The sequence below is a fragment of the Bradyrhizobium sp. JR4.3 genome (assembly GCF_040547695.1).
Classification (GTDB): domain Bacteria; phylum Pseudomonadota; class Alphaproteobacteria; order Rhizobiales; family Xanthobacteraceae; genus Bradyrhizobium; species Bradyrhizobium canariense.
This window is the reverse complement of record NZ_JBEPQF010000052.1, coordinates 1-19,486: the sequence shown is the minus strand read 5'-3', so window position 1 is coordinate 19,486 and position 19,486 is coordinate 1. Positions and strand designations below refer to the sequence as shown.

General features: G+C 63.5%; 19 protein-coding genes. 12 read left to right on the top strand and 7 right to left on the bottom strand.

The genetic code is table 11. The features are described from left to right. Position 1 precedes the first annotated feature (1 nt). Entirely contained in the window at positions 2-802 is an 801-nt protein-coding gene (locus ABIB91_RS38950) for an SDR family NAD(P)-dependent oxidoreductase (RefSeq protein WP_354163312.1), read from the top strand. A gap of 184 nt (positions 803-986) precedes the next feature. Here the strand turns inward: ABIB91_RS38950 and ABIB91_RS38945 are convergent, their stop codons facing one another. After that, on the bottom strand, positions 987-2,318 hold the full coding sequence (locus ABIB91_RS38945) for a PQQ-dependent sugar dehydrogenase (protein ID WP_354163314.1): 1,332 nt from the start codon (positions 2,316-2,318) through the stop codon (positions 987-989). Between the two features lie 235 nt (positions 2,319-2,553). Here ABIB91_RS38945 and ABIB91_RS38940 point away from each other — a divergent pair, with 235 nt between their 5' ends. From ABIB91_RS38940 to ABIB91_RS38930, 3 genes are all read left to right on the top strand, one after another. After that, positions 2,554-3,744 (top strand): urate hydroxylase PuuD, encoded by a 1,191-nt coding sequence (locus tag ABIB91_RS38940; RefSeq protein WP_354163316.1) that lies wholly within the window; start codon positions 2,554-2,556, stop codon positions 3,742-3,744. Between the two features lie 146 nt (positions 3,745-3,890). Then, the gene (locus ABIB91_RS38935) at positions 3,891-4,748 is read left to right on the top strand and encodes a VOC family protein (RefSeq protein ID WP_354163318.1); all 858 of its coding nucleotides are present in this window, start codon (positions 3,891-3,893) and stop codon (positions 4,746-4,748) included. 79 nt (positions 4,749-4,827) lie between these two features. Then, on the top strand, positions 4,828-5,103 hold the full coding sequence (locus ABIB91_RS38930; RefSeq protein WP_027516602.1) for a hypothetical protein: 276 nt from the start codon (positions 4,828-4,830) through the stop codon (positions 5,101-5,103). Here the strand turns inward: ABIB91_RS38930 and ABIB91_RS38925 are convergent. Beyond that, on the bottom strand, positions 5,100-6,134 hold the full coding sequence (locus ABIB91_RS38925) for a L,D-transpeptidase family protein (protein WP_354253298.1): 1,035 nt from the start codon (positions 6,132-6,134) through the stop codon (positions 5,100-5,102). The two genes, ABIB91_RS38930 and ABIB91_RS38925, sit on opposite strands and share 4 nt — an antisense overlap. Positions 6,135-6,316: 182 nt before the next feature. Between ABIB91_RS38925 and ABIB91_RS38920 the strand changes: the two genes are divergently transcribed. Further along, on the top strand, positions 6,317-7,273 hold the full coding sequence (locus tag ABIB91_RS38920; RefSeq protein ID WP_354163323.1) for a lytic transglycosylase domain-containing protein: 957 nt from the start codon (positions 6,317-6,319) through the stop codon (positions 7,271-7,273). A gap of 49 nt (positions 7,274-7,322) precedes the next feature. Here the strand turns inward: ABIB91_RS38920 and ABIB91_RS38915 are convergent, their stop codons facing one another. Further along, on the bottom strand, positions 7,323-8,447 hold the full coding sequence (locus tag ABIB91_RS38915; RefSeq protein ID WP_354163325.1) for a DUF1236 domain-containing protein: 1,125 nt from the start codon (positions 8,445-8,447) through the stop codon (positions 7,323-7,325). 101 nt (positions 8,448-8,548) lie between these two features. On the opposite strand from ABIB91_RS38915, the gene ABIB91_RS38910 reads away from it, so the two are divergent. Next, the gene (locus tag ABIB91_RS38910; protein ID WP_354163327.1) at positions 8,549-9,034 is read left to right on the top strand and encodes an NUDIX hydrolase; all 486 of its coding nucleotides are present in this window, start codon (positions 8,549-8,551) and stop codon (positions 9,032-9,034) included. Here ABIB91_RS38910 and ABIB91_RS38905 read toward each other — a convergent pair. Continuing rightward, positions 9,021-9,995: a Bug family tripartite tricarboxylate transporter substrate binding protein gene (locus ABIB91_RS38905; RefSeq protein WP_354163329.1), complete on the bottom strand. Its 975-nt coding sequence runs from the start codon at positions 9,993-9,995 to the stop codon at positions 9,021-9,023. The two genes, ABIB91_RS38910 and ABIB91_RS38905, sit on opposite strands and share 14 nt — an antisense overlap. A 439-nt stretch (positions 9,996-10,434) precedes the next feature. Here ABIB91_RS38905 and ABIB91_RS38900 point away from each other — a divergent pair, with 439 nt between their 5' ends. Beyond that, on the top strand, positions 10,435-11,037 hold the full coding sequence (locus ABIB91_RS38900; protein WP_354163331.1) for a hypothetical protein: 603 nt from the start codon (positions 10,435-10,437) through the stop codon (positions 11,035-11,037). Beyond that, positions 11,034-11,324, top strand: coding sequence for an HGGxSTG domain-containing protein (locus ABIB91_RS38895; protein WP_354236459.1), 291 nt, complete (start codon positions 11,034-11,036; stop codon positions 11,322-11,324). Before ABIB91_RS38900 ends, ABIB91_RS38895 begins: the two co-directional genes overlap by 4 nt. A gap of 52 nt (positions 11,325-11,376) precedes the next feature. Here ABIB91_RS38895 and ABIB91_RS38890 read toward each other — a convergent pair whose 3' ends face one another. Both ABIB91_RS38890 and ABIB91_RS38885 read right to left on the bottom strand, forming a co-directional pair. After that, complete coding sequence (locus ABIB91_RS38890) at positions 11,377-11,553, bottom strand: hypothetical protein (protein ID WP_007594113.1); 177 nt, start codon at positions 11,551-11,553, stop codon at positions 11,377-11,379. Further along, entirely contained in the window at positions 11,550-11,813 is a 264-nt protein-coding gene (locus ABIB91_RS38885; protein WP_219685128.1) for a hypothetical protein, read from the bottom strand. Before ABIB91_RS38885 ends, ABIB91_RS38890 begins: the two co-directional genes overlap by 4 nt. A gap of 372 nt (positions 11,814-12,185) precedes the next feature. Here ABIB91_RS38885 and ABIB91_RS38880 point away from each other — a divergent pair, with 372 nt between their 5' ends. The 3 genes from ABIB91_RS38880 to ABIB91_RS38870 all read left to right on the top strand — a co-directional run bounded on the left by ABIB91_RS38880 (position 12,186) and on the right by ABIB91_RS38870 (position 16,513). Next, positions 12,186-13,697 carry a CYTH and CHAD domain-containing protein gene (locus tag ABIB91_RS38880; RefSeq protein ID WP_354163334.1) on the top strand — a complete coding sequence of 504 codons (1,512 nt, stop codon included), beginning with the start codon at positions 12,186-12,188 and terminating at the stop codon, positions 13,695-13,697. A gap of 69 nt (positions 13,698-13,766) precedes the next feature. Beyond that, the gene (locus ABIB91_RS38875) at positions 13,767-15,386 is read left to right on the top strand and encodes an inorganic phosphate transporter (RefSeq protein WP_354163336.1); all 1,620 of its coding nucleotides are present in this window, start codon (positions 13,767-13,769) and stop codon (positions 15,384-15,386) included. A 716-nt stretch (positions 15,387-16,102) separates the two neighbouring features. Continuing rightward, positions 16,103-16,513: a hypothetical protein gene (locus tag ABIB91_RS38870; RefSeq protein ID WP_007594128.1), complete on the top strand. Its 411-nt coding sequence runs from the start codon at positions 16,103-16,105 to the stop codon at positions 16,511-16,513. A gap of 83 nt (positions 16,514-16,596) precedes the next feature. On the opposite strand, the gene ABIB91_RS38865 is transcribed toward ABIB91_RS38870, so the two are convergent. After that, on the bottom strand, positions 16,597-17,736 hold the full coding sequence (locus ABIB91_RS38865) for a lysozyme family protein (RefSeq protein WP_354163338.1): 1,140 nt from the start codon (positions 17,734-17,736) through the stop codon (positions 16,597-16,599). A 251-nt stretch (positions 17,737-17,987) separates the two neighbouring features. Between ABIB91_RS38865 and ABIB91_RS38860 the strand changes: the two genes are divergently transcribed. Next, on the top strand, positions 17,988-19,265 hold the full coding sequence (locus tag ABIB91_RS38860) for a L,D-transpeptidase (protein WP_354163340.1): 1,278 nt from the start codon (positions 17,988-17,990) through the stop codon (positions 19,263-19,265). The last annotated feature ends 221 nt before the right edge of the window (positions 19,266-19,486 follow it).

Genomic DNA, 19,486 nt, shown 5'->3' with positions numbered 1-19,486 from the left:
CATGCGCGTGAAGGACAAGGTTGCGATCATCGTCGGCGCCGGCCAGAGCCCCGGCGAAGGCATGGGCAACGGCCGCGCCACCGCACTGACCTTCGCGCGCGAGGGCGCCAAGGTGCTGTGCGTCGATCATCATCTGGAATCGGCACAGGAAACCGCCGCCATGATCGCCGCGAAGCATGGCACCGCCGCGGCGTTCAAGGCCGACGTGACCAAGATCGCCGACATCGAGGCGATGGTCGCGGACGCGCAGGCGCGCTGGGGCCGGATCGACGTGCTGCACAACAACGTCGGCGTCAGCCTCTCCGGCGGCGACGCCGAGTTGCTTCAGATCACCGAGGAAGCCTTCGACCGTATCGTCGCGATCAATCTGAAGAGCTGCATTTTGGCGGCGAAAGAGGTGATCCCGATCATGCGCGCGCAAGGAAGCGGCGTGATCATCAACATCTCCTCGATGGCGGCGATCACCACCTATCCCTATGTCGCCTACAAGGCGACTAAGTCGGCGATGATCGCCTTCACCGAACAGCTCGCCTACCAGAACGCGGAACACGGCATCCGCGCCAACGTCATCCTGCCGGGCCTGATGAACACGCCGATGGCCGTCGACACCCGCGCCCGCGAATGGCACAAGACCCGCGCCGAAGTCGAAGCCGAGCGCGACAGCAAGGTGCCGCTGCGCAGGAAGATGGGCACGGGGTGGGACGTCGCGAATGCCGCGCTGTTCCTGGCATCGGACGAGGCGAATTTCATCACGGGTGTGACGCTGCCGGTGGATGGCGGAGCGAGTGTGAGACGGGGGTGAGCGCCGCAAGCGCAGTGCCTCTTCCCTTCTCCCCTTGCGGGAGAAGGTGGCGCGAAGCGCCGGATGAGGGGTTTCTCTCCGCACACGCATAAGGGAGTTCGCGGATAGAACCCCTCGCCCGTCTCGCCGCTGCGCGGCGAGCCACCCTCTCCCGCAAGGGGCGAGGGTGCACCTCCACCGCGGCTCAGCGCATGCTTGTCACCCGCCAGATCGTCCCGTTGCCGTCCTCCGACACCAGCAGCGATCCATCCTTCGCCACAGCAACACCGACCGGCCGCCCCCACACCTCGGTGTCGCTCACCACGAATCCCGTGACGAAATCCTCGTACTCGCCGGTCGGCTTGCCGTCCTTCATCCGGATGCGGATCACCTTGTAGCCGGTGCGCTTCGACCGGTTCCAGGAGCCGTGCTCGGCCGCGAAAGCATCGCCCTGGTATTCGGATGGAAACTGCGTGCCCTGATAAAAGGTCATGCCGAGCGAGGCCGAGTGCGGTTGCACCAGCACATCGGGTATCGTCACCTTGTCCTTGAGGTCCGGCCGGGCGCCGGCATGGCGCGGGTCTTCGTTGCCGCCGATATAGAACCACGGCCAGCCGTAGAATGCGCCTTCCTTCACGCTGGTCACATAGTCAGGCACGAGATCGTCGCCGAGCCCGTCGCGTTCGTTGGTCGAGCACCACGGCAGCCCGGTCTGTGGCTGGACCGCGAGTCCGACGCAGTTGCGGATACCAGTGGCGTAGATCTTCCGCTCCTTGCCATCAGGATTGAAGGCCAGCACGGCGGCGCGCTCGGTCTCGCTCGCCCACGCCGCACCAAGCGGATGGGTTTTCGACCACACATCCAATCCGCCCGGCGGCGTACCCATGCCCTCGGCGACGTTGCTGAGCGAGCCGACCGACACCAGCATGCGCTTGTTGTCAGGTGTGAAGACGATGTCGCGGGTGGAATGACCGCCGTCATGCGGCAGGCCCGCCACGATCGTCTCCGCCTTGCCGCGCGCCTTGAGATCGCCGGCCTGGTACGGAAAGCGGACCACGCTGTCGGTGTTGGCGACATAGACCCATTGCGGATTATCGCCGTTTGGAAAGAAGGCGATGCCGAAGGGCTGCCGCAGTCCGGCAGCGAACACCTCATTGGTCGCGGCCTTGCCGTTTTCGCCGGCGCGCATCACGCGGATGTTGCCCGCGCGCGTCTCGGCGACGAAGATATCGCCGTTCGGCGCCACGCGCACGATGCGCGGAGCCCGCAGGCCCTCGGCGAACAGCTCGATCTTGAAGCCGGTTGGCACCTGAAGCGCCCCCTCCGGCGGGCGCGGCACCACGCGCGACGAACTCGCAACCGACCGCGTGGCCCCGGGCCTGACCAGATCCTGCGGCTGGATCAACCTGACCGTGCCGGGCTTGTCGGCCTGCCAATCGCCGTAGGCGTCCTTGCCCTGCAGCACCGGCTCAGCCTGTGCGCAGGTCACGACCAGCCACCCCGCGGATATCGCCACGAACGAAATCTTGTTCTTCAAATCGTTTCCTCCCGGCCGTCACGTCTGGCGCACCAACGCCGATCGACGCGCAAACGTTCTGCGACAGGCCAAATGCCTGCCGAATCCCACGTCAGCTCATGCCCGCACGATGTGCATCAGCCGCAGCCCATCGTACTGGAAAATGCGGCCGATCGGTGCGACACATTGTAAGGGCGGGGCCGCCGGTTGCGGTCATCAAGGCTGCGGCATTGGGGTCGCATCTGTTGGGGTGATCATGTGGGGATCCATCATATCCGAATGGGCGAGCCTGCTGCTTCGCTGGCTGCACGTGGTCGCCGCGATCGCCTGGATCGGCAGTTCCTTCTATTTCATCGCTCTCGATCTCAGCCTCAAGCCCAGGAGCGATCTGCCGGACGGCGTGCAGGGCGAGGCCTGGCAGGTCCATGGCGGCGGCTTCTACCGGATCATGAAATATCTGGTCGCGCCTGCCCAGATGCCGGACGAGCTGACCTGGTTCAAATGGGAGGCCTACACCACCTGGCTGTCCGGCTTCGCGCTGATGGTGGTGGTGTATTATCTCGAGGCCGATTTGTTCCTGGTCGACAAGTCGATCCTCGACCTCACGCCATTCCAGGCCGGCCTGTTCAGCCTCTGCAGCCTCGCGCTGGCATGGCTGCTCTATGAAGGCGCTTGCCGCACCGGGCTCGCGCAACGCGAACTGCCCTTCGCCATCGGCGGCTATCTGTTCCTGGTCGCATTGACCTATGCTTTCACCCACGTGCTGAGCGGGCGCGGCGCATTCAACCAGATCGGGGCGATCATCGGCACCATCATGGTCGCCAACGTCTTCACGCTGATCATCCCGAACCAGAAGAAGATCGTAGCCGCCCTGCTCGCGGGACAGGCGCCCGATCCGAAGCTCGGCAAGTCAAGCAAGGAGCGCTCGGTTCACAACAACTATCTAACGCTGCCTGTCGTCGTGCTGATGATCAGCAACCACTATCCCCTGCTCTATGCCACGCGCTTCAACTGGATCATCGTCGCCATCATCCTGGCGCTCGGCCCCGTGATCCGGCACTTCTTCAACGAGGGGCATGCCGGGCGCAAATCGCCGTGGTGGGTGTGGGGCATCGCAGCGGCGGGCGTGATCGCGATCCTCTTCCTCTCCGCGGCCGGCCCGCGCGAGGTCAAGACGAGCGCGCTGTCGGCGCCGGTCACGGTGGCCAATGTCGAGGAGATCGTGATGTCACGGTGCAGCATGTGCCACGCCGCCGAGCCGGTCTGGGCCGGCATCGTGACCGCCCCCAAGGGCATATTGCTCGACGCGCCCGAGCATATCCATCGCAACATCCGCCTGATCGGCCGCGTCGCCGCCTGGTCCAATGCGATGCCGCCGGGCAACATCACCGAAATGACCAGCGAGGAGCGCGCCATTCTCGCCGCCTATATCGAGCAGGCGCGCTGACGCCGTCGCGCGTCGATATCGCCTTTCGCGGAATGAAATTTCCGCATGTCCCGCCGATTTGAAAATGACTTGACCGCCTATCCAGCGTAGACAGGATTTGTGGCTGCCAACGGCGGTCCAGTCAGTTTGCATTCGGGGAAAGAACAGTGGCTCTCAAGAACGTCATCGGTATCGACCACGCCGTGGTCATGGTTCAGGACCTCGACAAAGCCGCCGAGAATTACCGGCAGCTCGGCTTCACCCTCTCGCCGCGCGGCACTCACAGCGCACATATGGGCACCGGCAACTACACCATCATGTTCGACCCGGATTATATGGAGCTGCTCGGCGTGCTCGCCGCGACCGAGCACAATGCACCCGCGCGTGCCTTCCTGGACCAGCGCGGCGAAGGCATCGAGCGCATCGCCTTCACTGCGGTCGATTCCGCTGCCGGCGCAGAGGAAATCCGCGCACGCGGCCTGGAGCCGATCGGCCCGACCGATTTCGAAAGGCCCGTGACGCTGCCTGGCGGCACGATCTCGGCGGCGAAGTTCCGCACCTTCATGTGGCCGACCGCGGAAGCGCCCGGCGGCGTGCGCATTTTCGCTTGCCAGCACAAGACGCGGGAGACGGTGTGGATTCCCGAGCTGATGAAGCACGCCAATGCGGCCAAGCGGATCAAGCAGACATTGATCGCGACGCCCGAACCCGCGAAGGAGGCCGCGCATCTGGGACGGCTGATCGACCGCGAGCCGAAGAGTGAAACCGACGGCGCCGTGACCGTGGCCTCCGGTGGCGATCGGGCCGATTTCGTTTACTTGACGCTGGAGCAGCTCGGCAAACGCTATCCCGGCGTGCCGCTCGCGGGTCTTTCCGAACGCGGAGGCGCTGCGCTGGTGCTCGTGAGCGGCGATCTCGCGGCCACCGAGAAGGCGCTTGGTTCGGCAGCGGTGCGCAGCGGGTCTGCGATCTGCGTGCCGCCGGCCAAGGCGAACGGCACTCTGCTCGCCTTTGTTGCCGGCTGATTTGAACTAATTCTTTAACAAGCGTTTTACCGGGCCGCCCTAGGCTTCTGGGCTACCCGCGCCTTCAGGGGCCAAGCGCATGTTCAAAGAGAAATCGCCGATCGCCTATGACGCGCCGGCCGAACTGAAGAAGTGGCCGTCGCTGAAAGGCGAGAGGCAGAAGGATCGAGGTCCGCCCTATCTCGTCTACAACGGCACGCTCGCCGACTGCGTCCGCGAGCTCATGGGCAAGCCGATCAAAGGCATCTCGCTTTACGACATCATGACGAGGCCGCAAGCAGCGTTCGACCAGACTGTGCTATCGCCCGGCGATGCCGCCGAGATCGCGATGCGCAAGGACTTTCCCAAAGACTAGTTCGAGGCGCGCCTGCCGACGGACTTCCGCCGCTGCTCGGACGAGGAGTCCGTCGGCGCATCCAGGAAGACCACCGGTGTGCCGCGCTTGACGTGCTCGCCCAGCGCGCGCACGTCCCAATTGGTCAGCCTGATGCAGCCATGCGATGCGGACTTGCTGACCCTGTCGGGCTCCGCCGTTCCGTGGATGCCGTAACCCTGCGCGGACAAGCCGATCCAGTATGCTCCTACCGGATTGTTCGGGCCCGGCTGAACATCGAACGGCTTTTTCGATTTGACGCTTCTGAACTTGTAGTCGGGGTTGTAGTGATAGACCGGATTCTCGTGGGCGCTGGTGACCTTGAGCGTACCGCTCGGCGTCGGACGATCCGGACTTCCGATTGACGCAGGATAGAATGCGATGAGGGTGCCGCCCTCGTCGAATGCTTTCAGCGTGCCGTTCTTCTTGTCGATGTCGAGCCGCGCGATGTGCGGCAGCTCTCGCCGCGCCGGAACGTTTGCAACGACGATGGTCACTCCGGCCTTGTCGAAGGCCTTGTCCGGGTTGAGCGCCCTGAGCAGATCTGCGCTCATGTGGAATTTCTCGGCAAGCCCTTCGAGCGGACTGGTGTAGCTCAGCGCCTTCAGCGGCTTCATGTCATCAAGCTTGCCGGGCAGCTCCTTCAGAAACGGCCCCTTCACATCCGCATCCGTGATCTTGTATTCGATCAGGACCGGGCCTTCGCTCGCGGCGTTCAACTTATCCCAAAGCTCCGGTGCGATCGTTTTGTCGGATGCAACGCCGTTCTGCTCGGCGAATGCCTTCAGCGCCTTCTGCGCGTTCTCCCCGAGCTTGCCGTCGATCTCCCCCGGCGAGAACCGCGCACGGTCGAGCAAAATCTCAAGCTTCACGATCGATGCGTTGAGCTTATCGGCAGCAATTTGCTTTGCGGGACGCGCAGCGTCGTTCACCGCTGCTGGATCAAGATTGCCTGCAAGCGCCGCAGAGATCACCGACAGCGAAATCACCGCGCCAAGCATCCGTCGCATCATCTCGCTCGTCCCAATTCGCCATGCCCGCAAATTCGCGGAGACAAGAGTTTCCCGGCGGGAACACCGTAGTAACACCGGCGGAACCGGTGAGACCGCAGCTTTGCCGCAATCGCACGGTTAAGAACTCCTTATCGCCGGCGCACCGCCGGCCGTTCACCCACAGTTCGAGGTTGCTCCAGCAAATGCGATTTGTCGTCGCGGCTTGCGCCGCGTTCATGATTCTGATGTGCGACTTCGATCCGTCGGTGTCCCGCCAAACGTCAGCCTTCGATCACACCGTTCTTCAAAACACTCAGGCCTCGCCACTTGTTCCGGTGGTCGAACTGTTCCTCGCAAGCGTGCAGGCGCTTGAGCTCGCCAACGCGCGTGCGTCCTATGAGGAGACGTCCGAGCCGCCGGATACGGTCGAACCCGTCGCGCAGGCGCCGGTTTCGCCGACGGAGCGCTTCTGCCACGCGCTTCGCGGAGCGGCCGAAGCCAGCGGCATTCCGGTGCCGTTCTTCGCACGTTTGATCTGGCAGGAGAGCCGCTTCAAGTCGAACGAGGTCAGCCAGGCCGGCGCGCAAGGCGTCGCACAGTTCATGCCGCAAACGGCAGCGGAGGTCGGGCTGGATGATCCGTTCGATGCGATGAAGGCGCTGCCGGCGTCGGCCAAATTCCTGCGCAAGCTACGCGACGATTTCGGCAATCTCGGACTTGCCGCAGCCGCCTACAACGCAGGCCCCGGCCGGATCCAGAAATGGCTTGCCAAAGAGAGCGAGCTGCCGCGTGAGACACGCGATTATGTCCGCATCATCACCGGCACCAAAGCCGAGGACTGGACCGAGCGCGCGGAAGCCCTCGCGATCCGGATCGACCTGCCGCGCGAAGCTCCCTGCGAGGGCATCGGCAGCCTGTCCAAGACGAAAGACGTCGCCTGGGTTCCGGTGAACCTGACGCCCTCGGTCACGACCATCATTCGCAAGGCGGAGCAGCTGGCGGCGCGATTGACGGCCAGCCGCGCACGCAAGCGGCTCGCGTCCCTGATCCGGAAGAGCACCCACGGTAAGGCACGCAACATGATCGCCGCGCGCGCGGCGGGAAAGAGCGCGAAGGCCCGCGCCATCCGTTTTGCGGCGCGCGAACGATCTTCGGGCTGATGCGAAATCCGGAAGCTGCTCGATGGAGCGGCTTCCGGTGGTCCGCGAACTAGTCGATCTCCTCGATGATGCGGCGTTCGCTGGGCTCGACGACATAGGTCCGCGTATCGCGGTGGATGTAGCGGTACTCGCGCAGGTCGGGCGCGTCCCGGTAGACGCTGCTCGGGAATTCCTCGACCTCGACACTCTCGGGAACGCGGTCACCAACATGAATTTCGGACCGCGCAGTGCTGCCGGTGGTCTGTCGTTCGCTCCGTCCCTCGGTGCGGGTCTTCGCATGCTTGCGGATCACTTCGCGATCGCGATCCGAAAACTTGCTGGCGCTGCGCTCACGCGTCGTCGTCGTTGTCGCGGTGGATTGTCCCGAGTACGGCAGCACGGTGACGATCTTGTATGTCGCCGGATCGACCACGACGATCTCATCCTTCACCAGCGCAAAGCTGTAGCCGCGATATTGCGGCACGATCTCGACGACATCGGGCGGCAGCGTCGACAGCTGGATATCGCGCGGCACGACCGTGCCGACGTTGAGCGAGAAATTGACGCTGGTCAGCGGCCGCACGTTGAGATGCGAAATGGACGCGCTGATCTTGGTCTCCTGCTGCTTGTTGAGGTTGACGTCGGTCCGGGCCGCGGCCTGTGAATTGGCGCCGGTCCGTTGGTCCTGCGCCTGATTGCTGCTCGGCGCGTTCGGCGATTGCTGGGCCTGGTTGGTTCCAGATGCACCAGCCGCCTGCTGTGCCTGATTGGTATTGTTCGACGGAGCGTTGGATCGATCCTGCGTCTGGTTCGCGTTCGCCGCCGGCGGATTGGCGCTCTGCTGCGAGGCGGGCTGGTTGCCGGCCGCGTTGGAGTTTGCCGTACCGCTGGGCGGCCGGGAGGACGTGTCCGCGCTATTGGTAGCGTTGGTCCCGGACGGGGAATTGGCCGACCCGGAAGACGGAGTGGTCGCCTGGGTATTCTGTGTCGATGCTCCCGGCGTTGATGATTGCTGCGGCTGCGATGGCGGCTGCTGCGTTTGTGCCGCGCCAGACGGCGACGTGTTGGACGGAGCTGCGGAATTGGACTGGGATTGCGGCGTCTGCTCAGACTTGGTGTTGCTGCTTGGCGATTGCGCAAAGGCGGCGTTCGCCAGCACCAGCCCTAAGGCTGTCGTTGCCAACAGGCGGATCATGGTTCACTCCCTTGTTCGGTTAAAGCGTTGGCTATTAACCTGCGCTAAAACCGTCTGTTCCACTTTTCCCGAGCGAATGCGCCGCCTGCACGGAACCTGCGATGCCATCGAAGAGTGCCGGGATCATTGCCTATCGGAAACGCGGGGAGATCGAGGTCCTGCTCGTTCATCCCGGAGGGCCGTTCTGGCGCAACAAGGACCTCGGCGCCTGGTCAATCCCGAAGGGCGAGTACGCGGACGGAGAAGACGCAGACATCGCCGCGCGACGGGAGTTTGCCGAGGAGCTTGGACTTGAGCTGTCCACGCCGCTGACCTCGCTTGGCCAGGTCAAGCAGCGCGGCGGCAAGATCGTCACCGCGTTCGCGGCCGAGTTCGACATCGATCTGCGCAGCATTCGCAGCAACACTTTCGAGATGGAATGGCCGCCGCGCAGCGGCAAACGTCAGACCTTTCCGGAGGTCGATCGTGCCGAATGGTTCACGCTCGCAGAAGCGCACGGGAAGATCAACACAGGACAGCGCCCGCTGCTCGAGCGGCTGGCTGAGGTGGTCGGCAGCACACCAAGCAGACGCCCTACTCCGCCTTGATGTTCGCAGCCGCCACGACTTCGGCGAGTTCCCTGGTCTCCTTCGCGATCTTGGCGGCATACTCGGCCGGACTGAGCACGCTGACGACGCCCTGCGTCTCCAGCCGCTCACGTAACACGGGATCGTTGGCGGCGGCGACGATCTCCCGGTGCAGCATGTCGAGCGTCGGCGCGGGCGTTGCCTTCGGCATGAAGAAGCCGACCCAGAACGAGATGTCGAAACCGGGATAGCCGGCTTCCGCGACGGTCGGCACATCCGGCAGCGCCGGCAGCCGCTCGGCTGAGGACACCGCGAGCGCGCGCAGCTTACCGGCCTTCACCAGCGGCACGGCGGACAAGGGATCGAACACCGCCAGGACCTCCTGCGCGAGGATGCCGACCTCGGACGCCGCACCACCGCGATAAGGCACGTGGATCATCCTGACGCCGGCTTTCTGGCTGAGCAGCTCCATGGCGAGATGGGCGAGGTTGCCGTTGCCGCCCGAGCCGTAGGCAAGCGCGCCGGGCGCACCCTTTGCCGCGGCGACGAGATCGGCGACGGTCTTGATGTTGGCTGTCTTGGGATTCTCCGGGTTGACCACGAGCACGAGCGGCGCCGACACGACGGTGGTGAGCGGCGCGAAGTCTTTTTCCGGGTCGTAGCGGATATCCCTGAACAGCGTCTTGTTGAGCGTGATCGTGGATGAGTTGCAGGCCAGCATCGTGTAGCCGTCGCCTTCTGCACGGGCGACGCCTTCGGCTGCGATCATGCCGTTGGCGCCTGCGCGGTTCTCGACCACGAAGGCTTGCCCGAGCTTGTTGCTCAGCCGATCGGCGACGATGCGCGCGACGACGTCGACCGGGCCGCCCGCGCTGAAGCCGACCATGATCTTGACCGGCCGCACCGGATATTTTTGCGCAAGGGCCCCCGTCGGGGCGCACAATCCGGCGACGATCGCCAGCAGGCGAAGCGTTCGTTGCATTCGTTCTCTCCCCAGACCAATCGCGCCGCTTTGTCATGACGCGGCGGATTCGCGGATCATGATGAGCGGCCGTGCCGGATTTCGCAATCGCGTTTGCATACTGGCATTCCGTCGCGCGGCAGGTTGGAGCGACTTCGAAACAAAAAACACGAAAACAACCCCATGCACAGTAGCCGGCACCTGCAAGAACAAGGACTTGCACGGAGAAGGATTTGCACGAACGAGGATTGCGCGCTTCGCAATCTTCGTTTGACTCGTCGGGCAAAACACCGGCAGAATGCCATCATCGCAACATTCGCCTGCGTCCACGCCGCCCGACTACGGGGCGCCTCGCGGCAATTGTGCGTAAGCCCTTCATCAACATCCCGAAAATCCCACAGGCGCGCAGCGAGCGATCGATGTCGCGCGCAATGAGCCCGCTCGGGCAAGGACACAGCACATGACGACATCTGCGAAACGCCACAGCACGCTGCCGGTTGCGGCAAACGATCGCAGCGGCCCCGCCGCGAGCCCGCGGATCAAGCTCTACAAGCGGGGGATTGCGATCCTTCATGCCGACCCGCAAGCCGGCGAACGGCTGCTGGCCGAGGCGCTCGGCGCCGCCGACCGCGACGCGCTGCATGGTCTGCTAAGCCAATTGGTGAAGGCCAGCGTGATCGGGCGCAAGCCCGATGAAGCCAACCTCGCCTTCCTGATCTCACTGGTGAAGAATATCGCGCCGAAGGACTCGATCGAGGCCATGCTCGCGGTGCAGATGGTGTCCGTTCACGCCGCAGCGATGCGCTCCGCCTGCCGCCTCGCCCTCACCGATGACATCCCGCAGCAGGAGAGCCTCACACGCGCGCTGACCCGGCTGGCCCGCACCTTCGCAAGCCAGATCGAGGCACTGAGCCGCCACCGCAATAACGGCGAGCGCGCGATCACGGTCCGGAATTTGTCGGTGCAGGACGGCGGCAGGGCGATCGTAGGCAACGTCACGCAACACGCCAGCATGATCGTCGCGGAGCCGAACGTTGACGTACAGGACGGCGCCATCGCATGACCAGCGATCACGTTCGCAACACCAGCCCGATGCAAGCGAGCCGCCGCTGCGGCGCAAGGGCTCGTAGTGGTACCCCCTGTTGCGCGCCGGCGGTGCGCGGCAAGAGTCGATGTCGCATGCATGGCGGCGCCGCAAGGACAGGCGCGCCGCCCGGCAACCGCAATGCGCGGAAGCATGGGATGTTCACGGGGGAAGCGGTCGCGGACCGGAACAACGTTCGGACGCTGCTGGATCAGGCAGGCGAACTGCTTCGCGAACTAAGCCGCGCCAGTCCGTCGGCGGAATGACAGCGAACGGCTGTTGCGCGTAGCGTCGATCGCGACCGTGGATATCCGGAGGTCACGGCGACCATCGATCGTGCTCCTCGCGGTAGGCATGCTCGTTGAGACGGTCGGCGATCTCCTCCGCCACCGGCTCGCTTTCGGCGTCCGCAAGCGGTTCGCCCTTGTTGGTCTTGACGGTCGTCTTGCTGGTCTCAACCGGGAAGTCATCTGGATGGATCGCGGGCTTTTTCATGGCTCGTCCTTCGGTGGCGGTTCGTCAACCAATTCAAACATCGGCTCGAGATCGTCTCTCGCCTGCCTCAAGACGCTGGCCGCGCGCTGCACATCGGCGCCGCCGCTGTCGACGAGATTCGCGTGCCAAGTCCTTCCCACGCCGGTGATCTCAACCGGCGTGATCGCGATCTCCTTCACGAGCTCGCAGTCTGGATGCGCATGGACAATGGCAAGCACCCCGGCCGTGAGGTCTCGAACGGTGATCGCGGTTCTGGACATCGACGTATTTGCTCTCCGGTCAAGCGCTGCAGCAAGCCTGGCTCTCGGCAGGATCCGCCCGGCTCAATCCGATGCCGTCCTTGCCGAATCCGCGCGACTGGTACGGGTTCCTTCGCCGGTATCCAGACGATAAAGCGCAGCAGCACCGCCAGCGAGGATGAGCACGATGATCAGGATCGCAATTGCGTTCGTTCGCCTCAAGGCTGCCTCCTTCAATCGTGGTGCTGCTCCTCAATCGAGCACGCTGGCGCCGGGTTCCGTGAAGTTTCCATGACTTGCGGCGCCCCTAATCGCCAGCCGCTTTGAAATGCTCGCAGCATCGGAACTTCCCGCGGGTGCGCCACTTTGAATGGGCAACGGAAAGATCCAGCCATGAATGCAGAAACGGAACTGAAATTCCGGATTTCACCGCACAAACTGTCGTCGATTTTGCGGAGCGGCGCTGCGGGCCAGCGCCGCGACAAATCCGAGCAGACGCTGGTGTCGACCTACTACGATACGAACAGGCACAAGCTGAGGCGCCACGGCCTAACGCTACGCGTTCGCAAGATCGAGGACCGCTACGTGCAAACCGTCAAAGCAGGCAGCGCGGGCGGCATAAGGCGCGGAGAATGGGAGCACGAGGTCTCCGGCGCAAATCCCGATCTTGCCAAGACCAGCCATACACCGCTCCGGCGCCTTGCTACGGGGAAACTTCCCCGCAAGCTGAAGCCGGTATTCCAGACCGACATCCGTCGGATGGCGCAGGCCCGCCGCGTACGAAAGAGCCAGATCGAACTCGCCGTCGACCGGGGCCGCATCAGCGCCGGGCGGCGGTCACGGCCCGTTGCCGAACTGGAGCTGGAACTCAAATCCGGACATGTCGCGGACCTGTTCCGCCTCGCGCGCCATCTCGAACGCCGAACGGGGGCCGAGCTTGATCTGCGCTCCAAGGCCGAGCGCGGTTACCAGCTCGTCGCGAACAGCGGCGGCGGCGCGCAACATGCCGAGGCGATCGAGCTCATTCCCGAGCAATCGCCGCACGAGGCATTCCGCGTGATCGCGCATTCGACGCTGCGTCACATCACGGCGAACGCCGATCCGGTGCGTGACCTCGATGCCGAGGGCGTTCATCAGATGCGCGTCGGGCTGCGGCGCCTGCGCGCGGCGATTTCGCTGTTCGGCGACATCCTGCCGCGAGCAAGCACGGCGCGGATCAAGGCCGAGCTGAAATGGCTCACCGACGAACTGGCGCCTGCGCGTGAAATCGACGTGTTTCTGAAGGAGAGCATACAGCCGATCACCAGGCACGGCGTCCCGGCACGCGGCGCACGGGCGATCCGCGAGAGGTTCTCAAGGCAAAGGATGGCGGCTTTCAAGCGCGCCCGCGACGCGGTCGCGGCGGCGCGTTACCGCCGCCTGCTGATCGATACGATCGAGTGGATCGAAGCCGGACGGCCTCGCGTCGATGACGACCGCTCGATCGCCGCCTACGCCGCGGAGGTGCTGGATCGGCGCATCAGGAAGGCGCGAAAGCAAGGCAAGCGACTGAATGATCTCGATCCGGTGCAACGCCACAAGCTGCGGATCAAGATCAAGAAGATTCGCTATGCAACCGACTTCTTCAGCAGCCTTTACGGCGATCGCGGCCAGAGGGAGCTTGCAGCTCTTTCCGGCCGGCTGAAGCAGATTCAATCGGCCCTGGGATCGCTGAACGACTTCATGACACACCGCAAACTGGCGACCGAGGCTGCGCTGGCGGCGCCGCCTGCACACCGCCGCGCCCAGGCTTTCACATCGGGGGTCATCGTCGGCCAGGAACGCGAGGCCGCCGATGGCCTGATGAAGGACGCGGCAAAGGAGCTGCACCGGTTGCGCCGGCTGCGCGCCGTGCCCAGCGGCTGAGCTGAGGCTCCCATGGATTTCCTGATCCGCCGGGATCATCGCTGACAGACTGACCGCCGAGCAATCCCCATGTCCGATCTCGCACTCAACGATGCACGTCCGGCCGCGCAAGCCGCCGCCAAACCCGACCTCCACAAGAAACCCCATGTCAGCATGGTGGCGGTCTTCCTGCTCTTCCTCGTCAGCGGCATCGGCTATGCCGCCTACGGCATCTTCACCGATACGCAAAGCGTCGGCGAGCCACTCGCGATCAGTGCGCTGCTGCTGCTGGGCGTTGCCCTCATGATCGCACTCGGCTTCGAATTCGTGAACGGCTTCCATGACACCGCCAATGCAGTCGCGACCGTCATCTACACCCACAGCCTGCCGCCGCTGACCGCGGTGATCTGGTCGGGCGTGGTCAACTTTCTCGGCGTGCTCGTTTCCACCGGCGCGGTGGCCTACAGCGTGATCACGCTGTTGCCGGTCGACCTGATCCTCCAGGTCGGCAGCGCCGCCGGCTACGCCATGATCTTCGCCCTGCTGATCGCGGCAATCATCTGGAATCTCGCGACCTGGTCGATGGGCATCCCGAACAGCTCGTCGCACTGTCTGATCGGATCGATCATGGGCGTCGGGCTTACCAACGAGCTTCTCGCCCCCGCCGGGCAGGCCACGTCGGGGGTCGACTGGACCCAGGCCATGAGCGTGGGCAAGGCGCTGCTGTTCAGTCCGGTGGTCGGCTTCGCGTTGTCGGCCTTGCTGCTGCTGTTGCTGAAGGCCGTCGTTCCCGTGCCGAAGCTGTACCAGGAGCCGAAGGGCAAGACGCCGTGGTGGATCCGCGGCATCCTGATCCTGACCTGCACCGGCGTGTCCTTTGCGCATGGCGGCAATGACGGGCAGAAGGGCATGGGCCTCATCATGCTGATCCTGATCGGCGTGGCGCCGACCGCCTACGCTCTGAACCGGACCATGCCGGATTCGAGCACGCCGGCGTTCGTCGACATCACCAGCAAGGCGAAGTGGGTGTTCGCGGCGCATGCACAAGGCGCTCAGCAGGTCAGTCCGAACGATGCACGCGGCCTGATCGGGACCGCGCTCAAGACCCGGAACCTGAACCGGCCGGACGTGTTCGCAGCGCTCGCAAGCCTGTCCGACGAGGTCGCCAATGGCGTGAAGAGCTACGGATCGATCAGCCGGGTTCCGGCGGCGGCGACGGCCAATATGCGCAACGACATGTACCTGGCGGCCGACGCCATCCGTCTGCTGCCCGAGGCGGGCGCCAAGCTCGAGCCGGGCGATGCCGCGATCCTGAAGAACTATCGCACCAGCCTGGAAGACGGCACGCGCTTCATTCCCACCTGGGTCAAGGTCTCGGTCGCGATCGCGCTTGGCCTCGGCACCATGGTCGGCTGGCGGCGGATCGTCGTGACGGTCGGTGAGCGCATCGGCAAGCAGCACCTGACCTACGCGCAAGGTGCTTCGGCCGAGCTGGTGGCCGCCGGCACCATCCTCGGCGCTGAGTTTTACGGCATGCCGGTGTCGACCACGCATATCTTGTCCAGCGGCGTCGCCGGCACCATGGCGGCCAACGGCTCGGGGCTGCAGACGGGCACGATCAGGAACATCGTGTTGGCATGGGTTCTGACATTGCCCGCGGCCATGCTGATCGCCGGCCTGCTGTATATGATGTTCCACGCCGTGATCTGACCGTTCGCCATCTGCAACGATGGTCTGTCGGCGCGCCACTTGCGCACGGGCCGCCCGATCGTGTAACGCCACCGAAAAGCTGATCGGGACGGGACGCTGATGGGGACCGCGCCACCAACGACGCGGGCGGTGCCCGCGCGCTGATCCTTGCGTTGCTCGCATTGGAGCGAGATCAAAATAGCTGTCTTCTCACCCGCCGTGCACGGCAAGTCTCGCTGGCGCATGCACGGCGGCGCACGGAGATCAGGCGCGCCGAAAGGAAATCAGAATGCGCAAACGCACGGCGCATTCACGCGTGATACGGCCGCTGAACGAAGGCAGCTTCACGAGGTGCTGGATGATGCGTTGAAGCTACTTGGGGAGCTGTCGCGAGTTGCCGAATAGATTCTCAAGCCAGCGTAGATCGCAATTGTTGTTGACGAGGACGCTTGCAGAGACCCGCAACAGATGCCCTGCAGACTTGCACCGTGGGTCATTTCCTTAAAGTCCCTGAGGGCTTTGCTCGGCTACGCCGTCACGAGCGGACAAGCTCGGCGCCAGCCTGGAGATCGGCTAAGGGTTGAAAATCAGCAGTGGGCGCCAAGCAAATGCTGTTGGTCCACGCCTGGGCGCGGGCTAACGCTGCGCTGGCGCGCCAGAAAGCCCTTGACGCAACAGAACACCATGGATTTGGATCGGTCGGAGGGCCTTGATTAGTCGATGGACGGAGCCGACCCTTGGGATTTTTGCTGAGAATTATGCTCGCAACCGCTTTCGTGAACCTTGCTCCAGCCGTTGTACAAGCGAAGAAAGCCGTCGCTTCTCCTGCCTTGCAGAAGGAATTCGATGCCTTCATCGAGAGGTTTCGCGCGGCGCTGAGGACAAACGATTCCGCCGCCGTCGCCGGTATGACACGATTGCCGTTCATGAACGACAGCGCAATTCGTGACGCCGCGCAATTTCGCGCCAAGACCTATCCGACCTCGTTCACGGCGAAAAACCGCGCGTGTATCCAGCGCGGCAAGGCCGTCTACGACCGCGATCAAGAGAACAACGACACTTACTTCGTCTTCTGCGGCGAGGTCATCTTCGTCTTTACCAAGACGCCGGCGGGGTTCCTTTTTACCGATGTCGGCGCGAATGACTGATCAGGCAACAATGTAAAGTGCATCCGCGCGACCAGCGACGGAAGGCCCGCTCGCCCGCGGGTGCGGCAACTCCTGCTAACCACTCAACGGACATTCACTGGTGCCTGCGCCCGCTCGGCGTCGGCGGTCGCGGTGCCCATGTATTTCGATTGGAAATGAGCAACCCGCTCGCGCCACATTCCGACGAACGCCTCCGACGTCAGCGTCTCCACGGATTTCCACGCCTCTTTGACGGCCGGAAGCGTATTGCCCCAGATCGCGCGCCTGCACCATTTTTCGCCCTTCTCCCTGCCTTCGCCAGTGGCGCACATCGATTTCCAGGCGATGCGATTGGGTTGACTGAGGTGCTCCGCGGCGCCTTCCCAGCCCTGCTGATGGATCAGGTAAAGATCGTTCAAGTCCGGCTTCCTGTGCGTCACCCACTGGAATAGAATGCCTTCCGTGATGACCTTGTAGGCTGCCGCAACGGCATTATCGCGGGGACTAAGAATGTCTCCGGAGCCGAATTTTCTGAACTCGTATTTGCTCAGCTGGAACAGCCCGATATATGACCCGGTGCGCTGCTTGGGATCGAAACCGGACTCGACCTTGGCCACGGCCTTCATGAAAGTGAAATCCAGACCGAAAGCGTCGGACGCGCGCTTGATCTCTTCCACCGGCGTTCCGACCGGGATGTCCTTGAACGAACGCAAGACGATCGCCGCCGGCTTCTCGGCAGGCGGCAGTTCGGACCAGACATAACAAATGAGATACCGGAAATCCTGCGGCCCCGTGCTGGAGGCACCGCCGGATGCACCGCACGTGGTCGGCGCCGGCTGGACGACATCGTGGTGGCCCAAGTCCACCGAGTCCTGCGCAGGCGGTAAATCGGCCGACAGCGTTTGCGACGGATCGGGCAACGCGGCCACGACGATTGATTCCGATTTATCCGAGGCCGCCGTCGTGTCGGTGGCCGTCACCGCCGCGGGCTCAGCGGCCGTCGCCACTTCGGCGCTAGCGACAGCGGCGTTCGCGGGTCCGGTGTTGCCCATTGCGATTGCCTGCGGTTCATCCGCGAGCATCGCGGTGGCGGCGAGAGATGCTGCGCGGTCCTGGATGGTCACTGCGCGGCCGTTCTCGGAGCCGGCCGGACCGAAGCCGGCCAGCCAGCCAACGATCCACCCCGCGAGAACGACCGTTCCGCAAAACGTCGGCGCCACCATCGTAAGTCGCCGCGGGTTCATGATGCCGTCGCCCCCATAGGCTCCACCGGAGCCGTGTAGAAAAGCCAAGCATGCGAAGAGGCTCATTCTTGGGATCAATGTGGGTCGCGCAATGGCGCAAACGGCCGCTCGTCAATTTTTCCGAAACGTGTTGCCCGATTGCAACGCGTCGATCGCAAGCAATCGCGCCCGTCTCAGCGGCAACTCCCACGGTAATTGTGAGTACGGTCCAATTTTCGACCCACTGCGACCAGATTTGGAGGAGAGGCTTGGTGCGCCGTCAGGATGACGCATCAGGCTTCGGCTTCGCGCATCGTCTCGAAACGATGGAATCGCGCCTACGGGACCGGGCGATGCTCGTTAAGGAATTACCAGCAATGCAGCGCGCGATAACAACCGCTGTACTCGCCATTTTCATGCTCCCTGCGGGGATCGCACACGCTCAATTTCTGTTTGGACCCCAACACACGTTCTGGCGAAGCCAATACGCTCCGTACAAAGACAAGCACCACCACCGGCAGACAAACTCTGAAACGGCCAAGAGCGTTCGGCCCGAGCCCCTTCCGAAGGGCCCGCTCCAGATCATCATCTCGCTCGCAGACCAACGGGTCTCGCTTTTTGACAACGGGGCCCTGATTGCACGCTCTTCGGTGTCCACGGGAATGGAGGGGCATCCGACTCCCCTCGGCGTGTTCAGCGTCATCAGCAAAGAACGATGGCACCGTTCAAATATTTATAGCGCCGCCCCCATGCCCTACATGCAACGCATCACCTGGTCAGGGATAGCGTTGCACGCCGGTGTCGTGCCCGGGCATCCAGCGTCACACGGCTGCATCCGTTTGAAAAATGATTTTGCCGTTCGACTCTGGCATCTCACGAAGCGCGGCACGCGCGTGATCATTGCGCATGGTGATGTCCAGCCGGTCGAGATAACCAATCCGCATCTTTTTCAACCGAAAGCCGCGTCCGGTTCGTCCGAATTCCAGAGTGCCACCGTCGCAACCAAGAGCATCGGTGCAGCCGCGGCAACGCAGGGATCACTGGTGTCAAGCGCCGAGACTCCAGAAGCCGCCAGTCTCCAGGAGCCGGGCTCGGCTCCCGCTGCAAGCGTGCCTAAAAAGATCGTCCCGATCTCCATCTTCGTCAGTCGTAAGTTGAGCAAGCTGTTCGTGCGTCAGGGCTTCACGCCGTTGTTTGATGTCCCGGTCAAGATCGAAAATCCGGAGGAGCCGCTGGGAACGCACGTGTTTACCGCAATGGAATTCCAGAACGAGGGAACGGCTATTCGCTGGAGCGTCGTGTCGATTCCAGAGGAATTGCCCCGTATGTCCGAAGCTGCCACGAAACGGCGAGAAGCGCCCGCGAAGCAAACCGCGCCGGAACCGTTACCCGACAAAGCCAACGCGGCGCTCAACCGCATCGAAATGCCCCAGGATACGGTTGAGAAGATCTCTGAACTCCTGACGCCGGCCTCTTCGTTGATTGTTTCCGACAACGGAATTAGCCAGGAGACGGGAAAAGACACGGATTTCATCGTGGTAACGCATTGACGCGGCGGCGCACCCCACCAACACACGATGTCGCTGCGCAAGCCGGTGGAATTGTCCGACCGCAATTCTGGTGCAACTTGATGTCCGCACCTGAGCCAAAGCGGCGCGAGGTCGGCTAAGGGTCACAGGACTAAACCGCTCGCGCGGTAGGCACGACGGCCGGCAGCGCGGCTGAGAGGATAGCGCAACGAGGCGTCCTGTCTTGAGATGAGGGGTTCGCA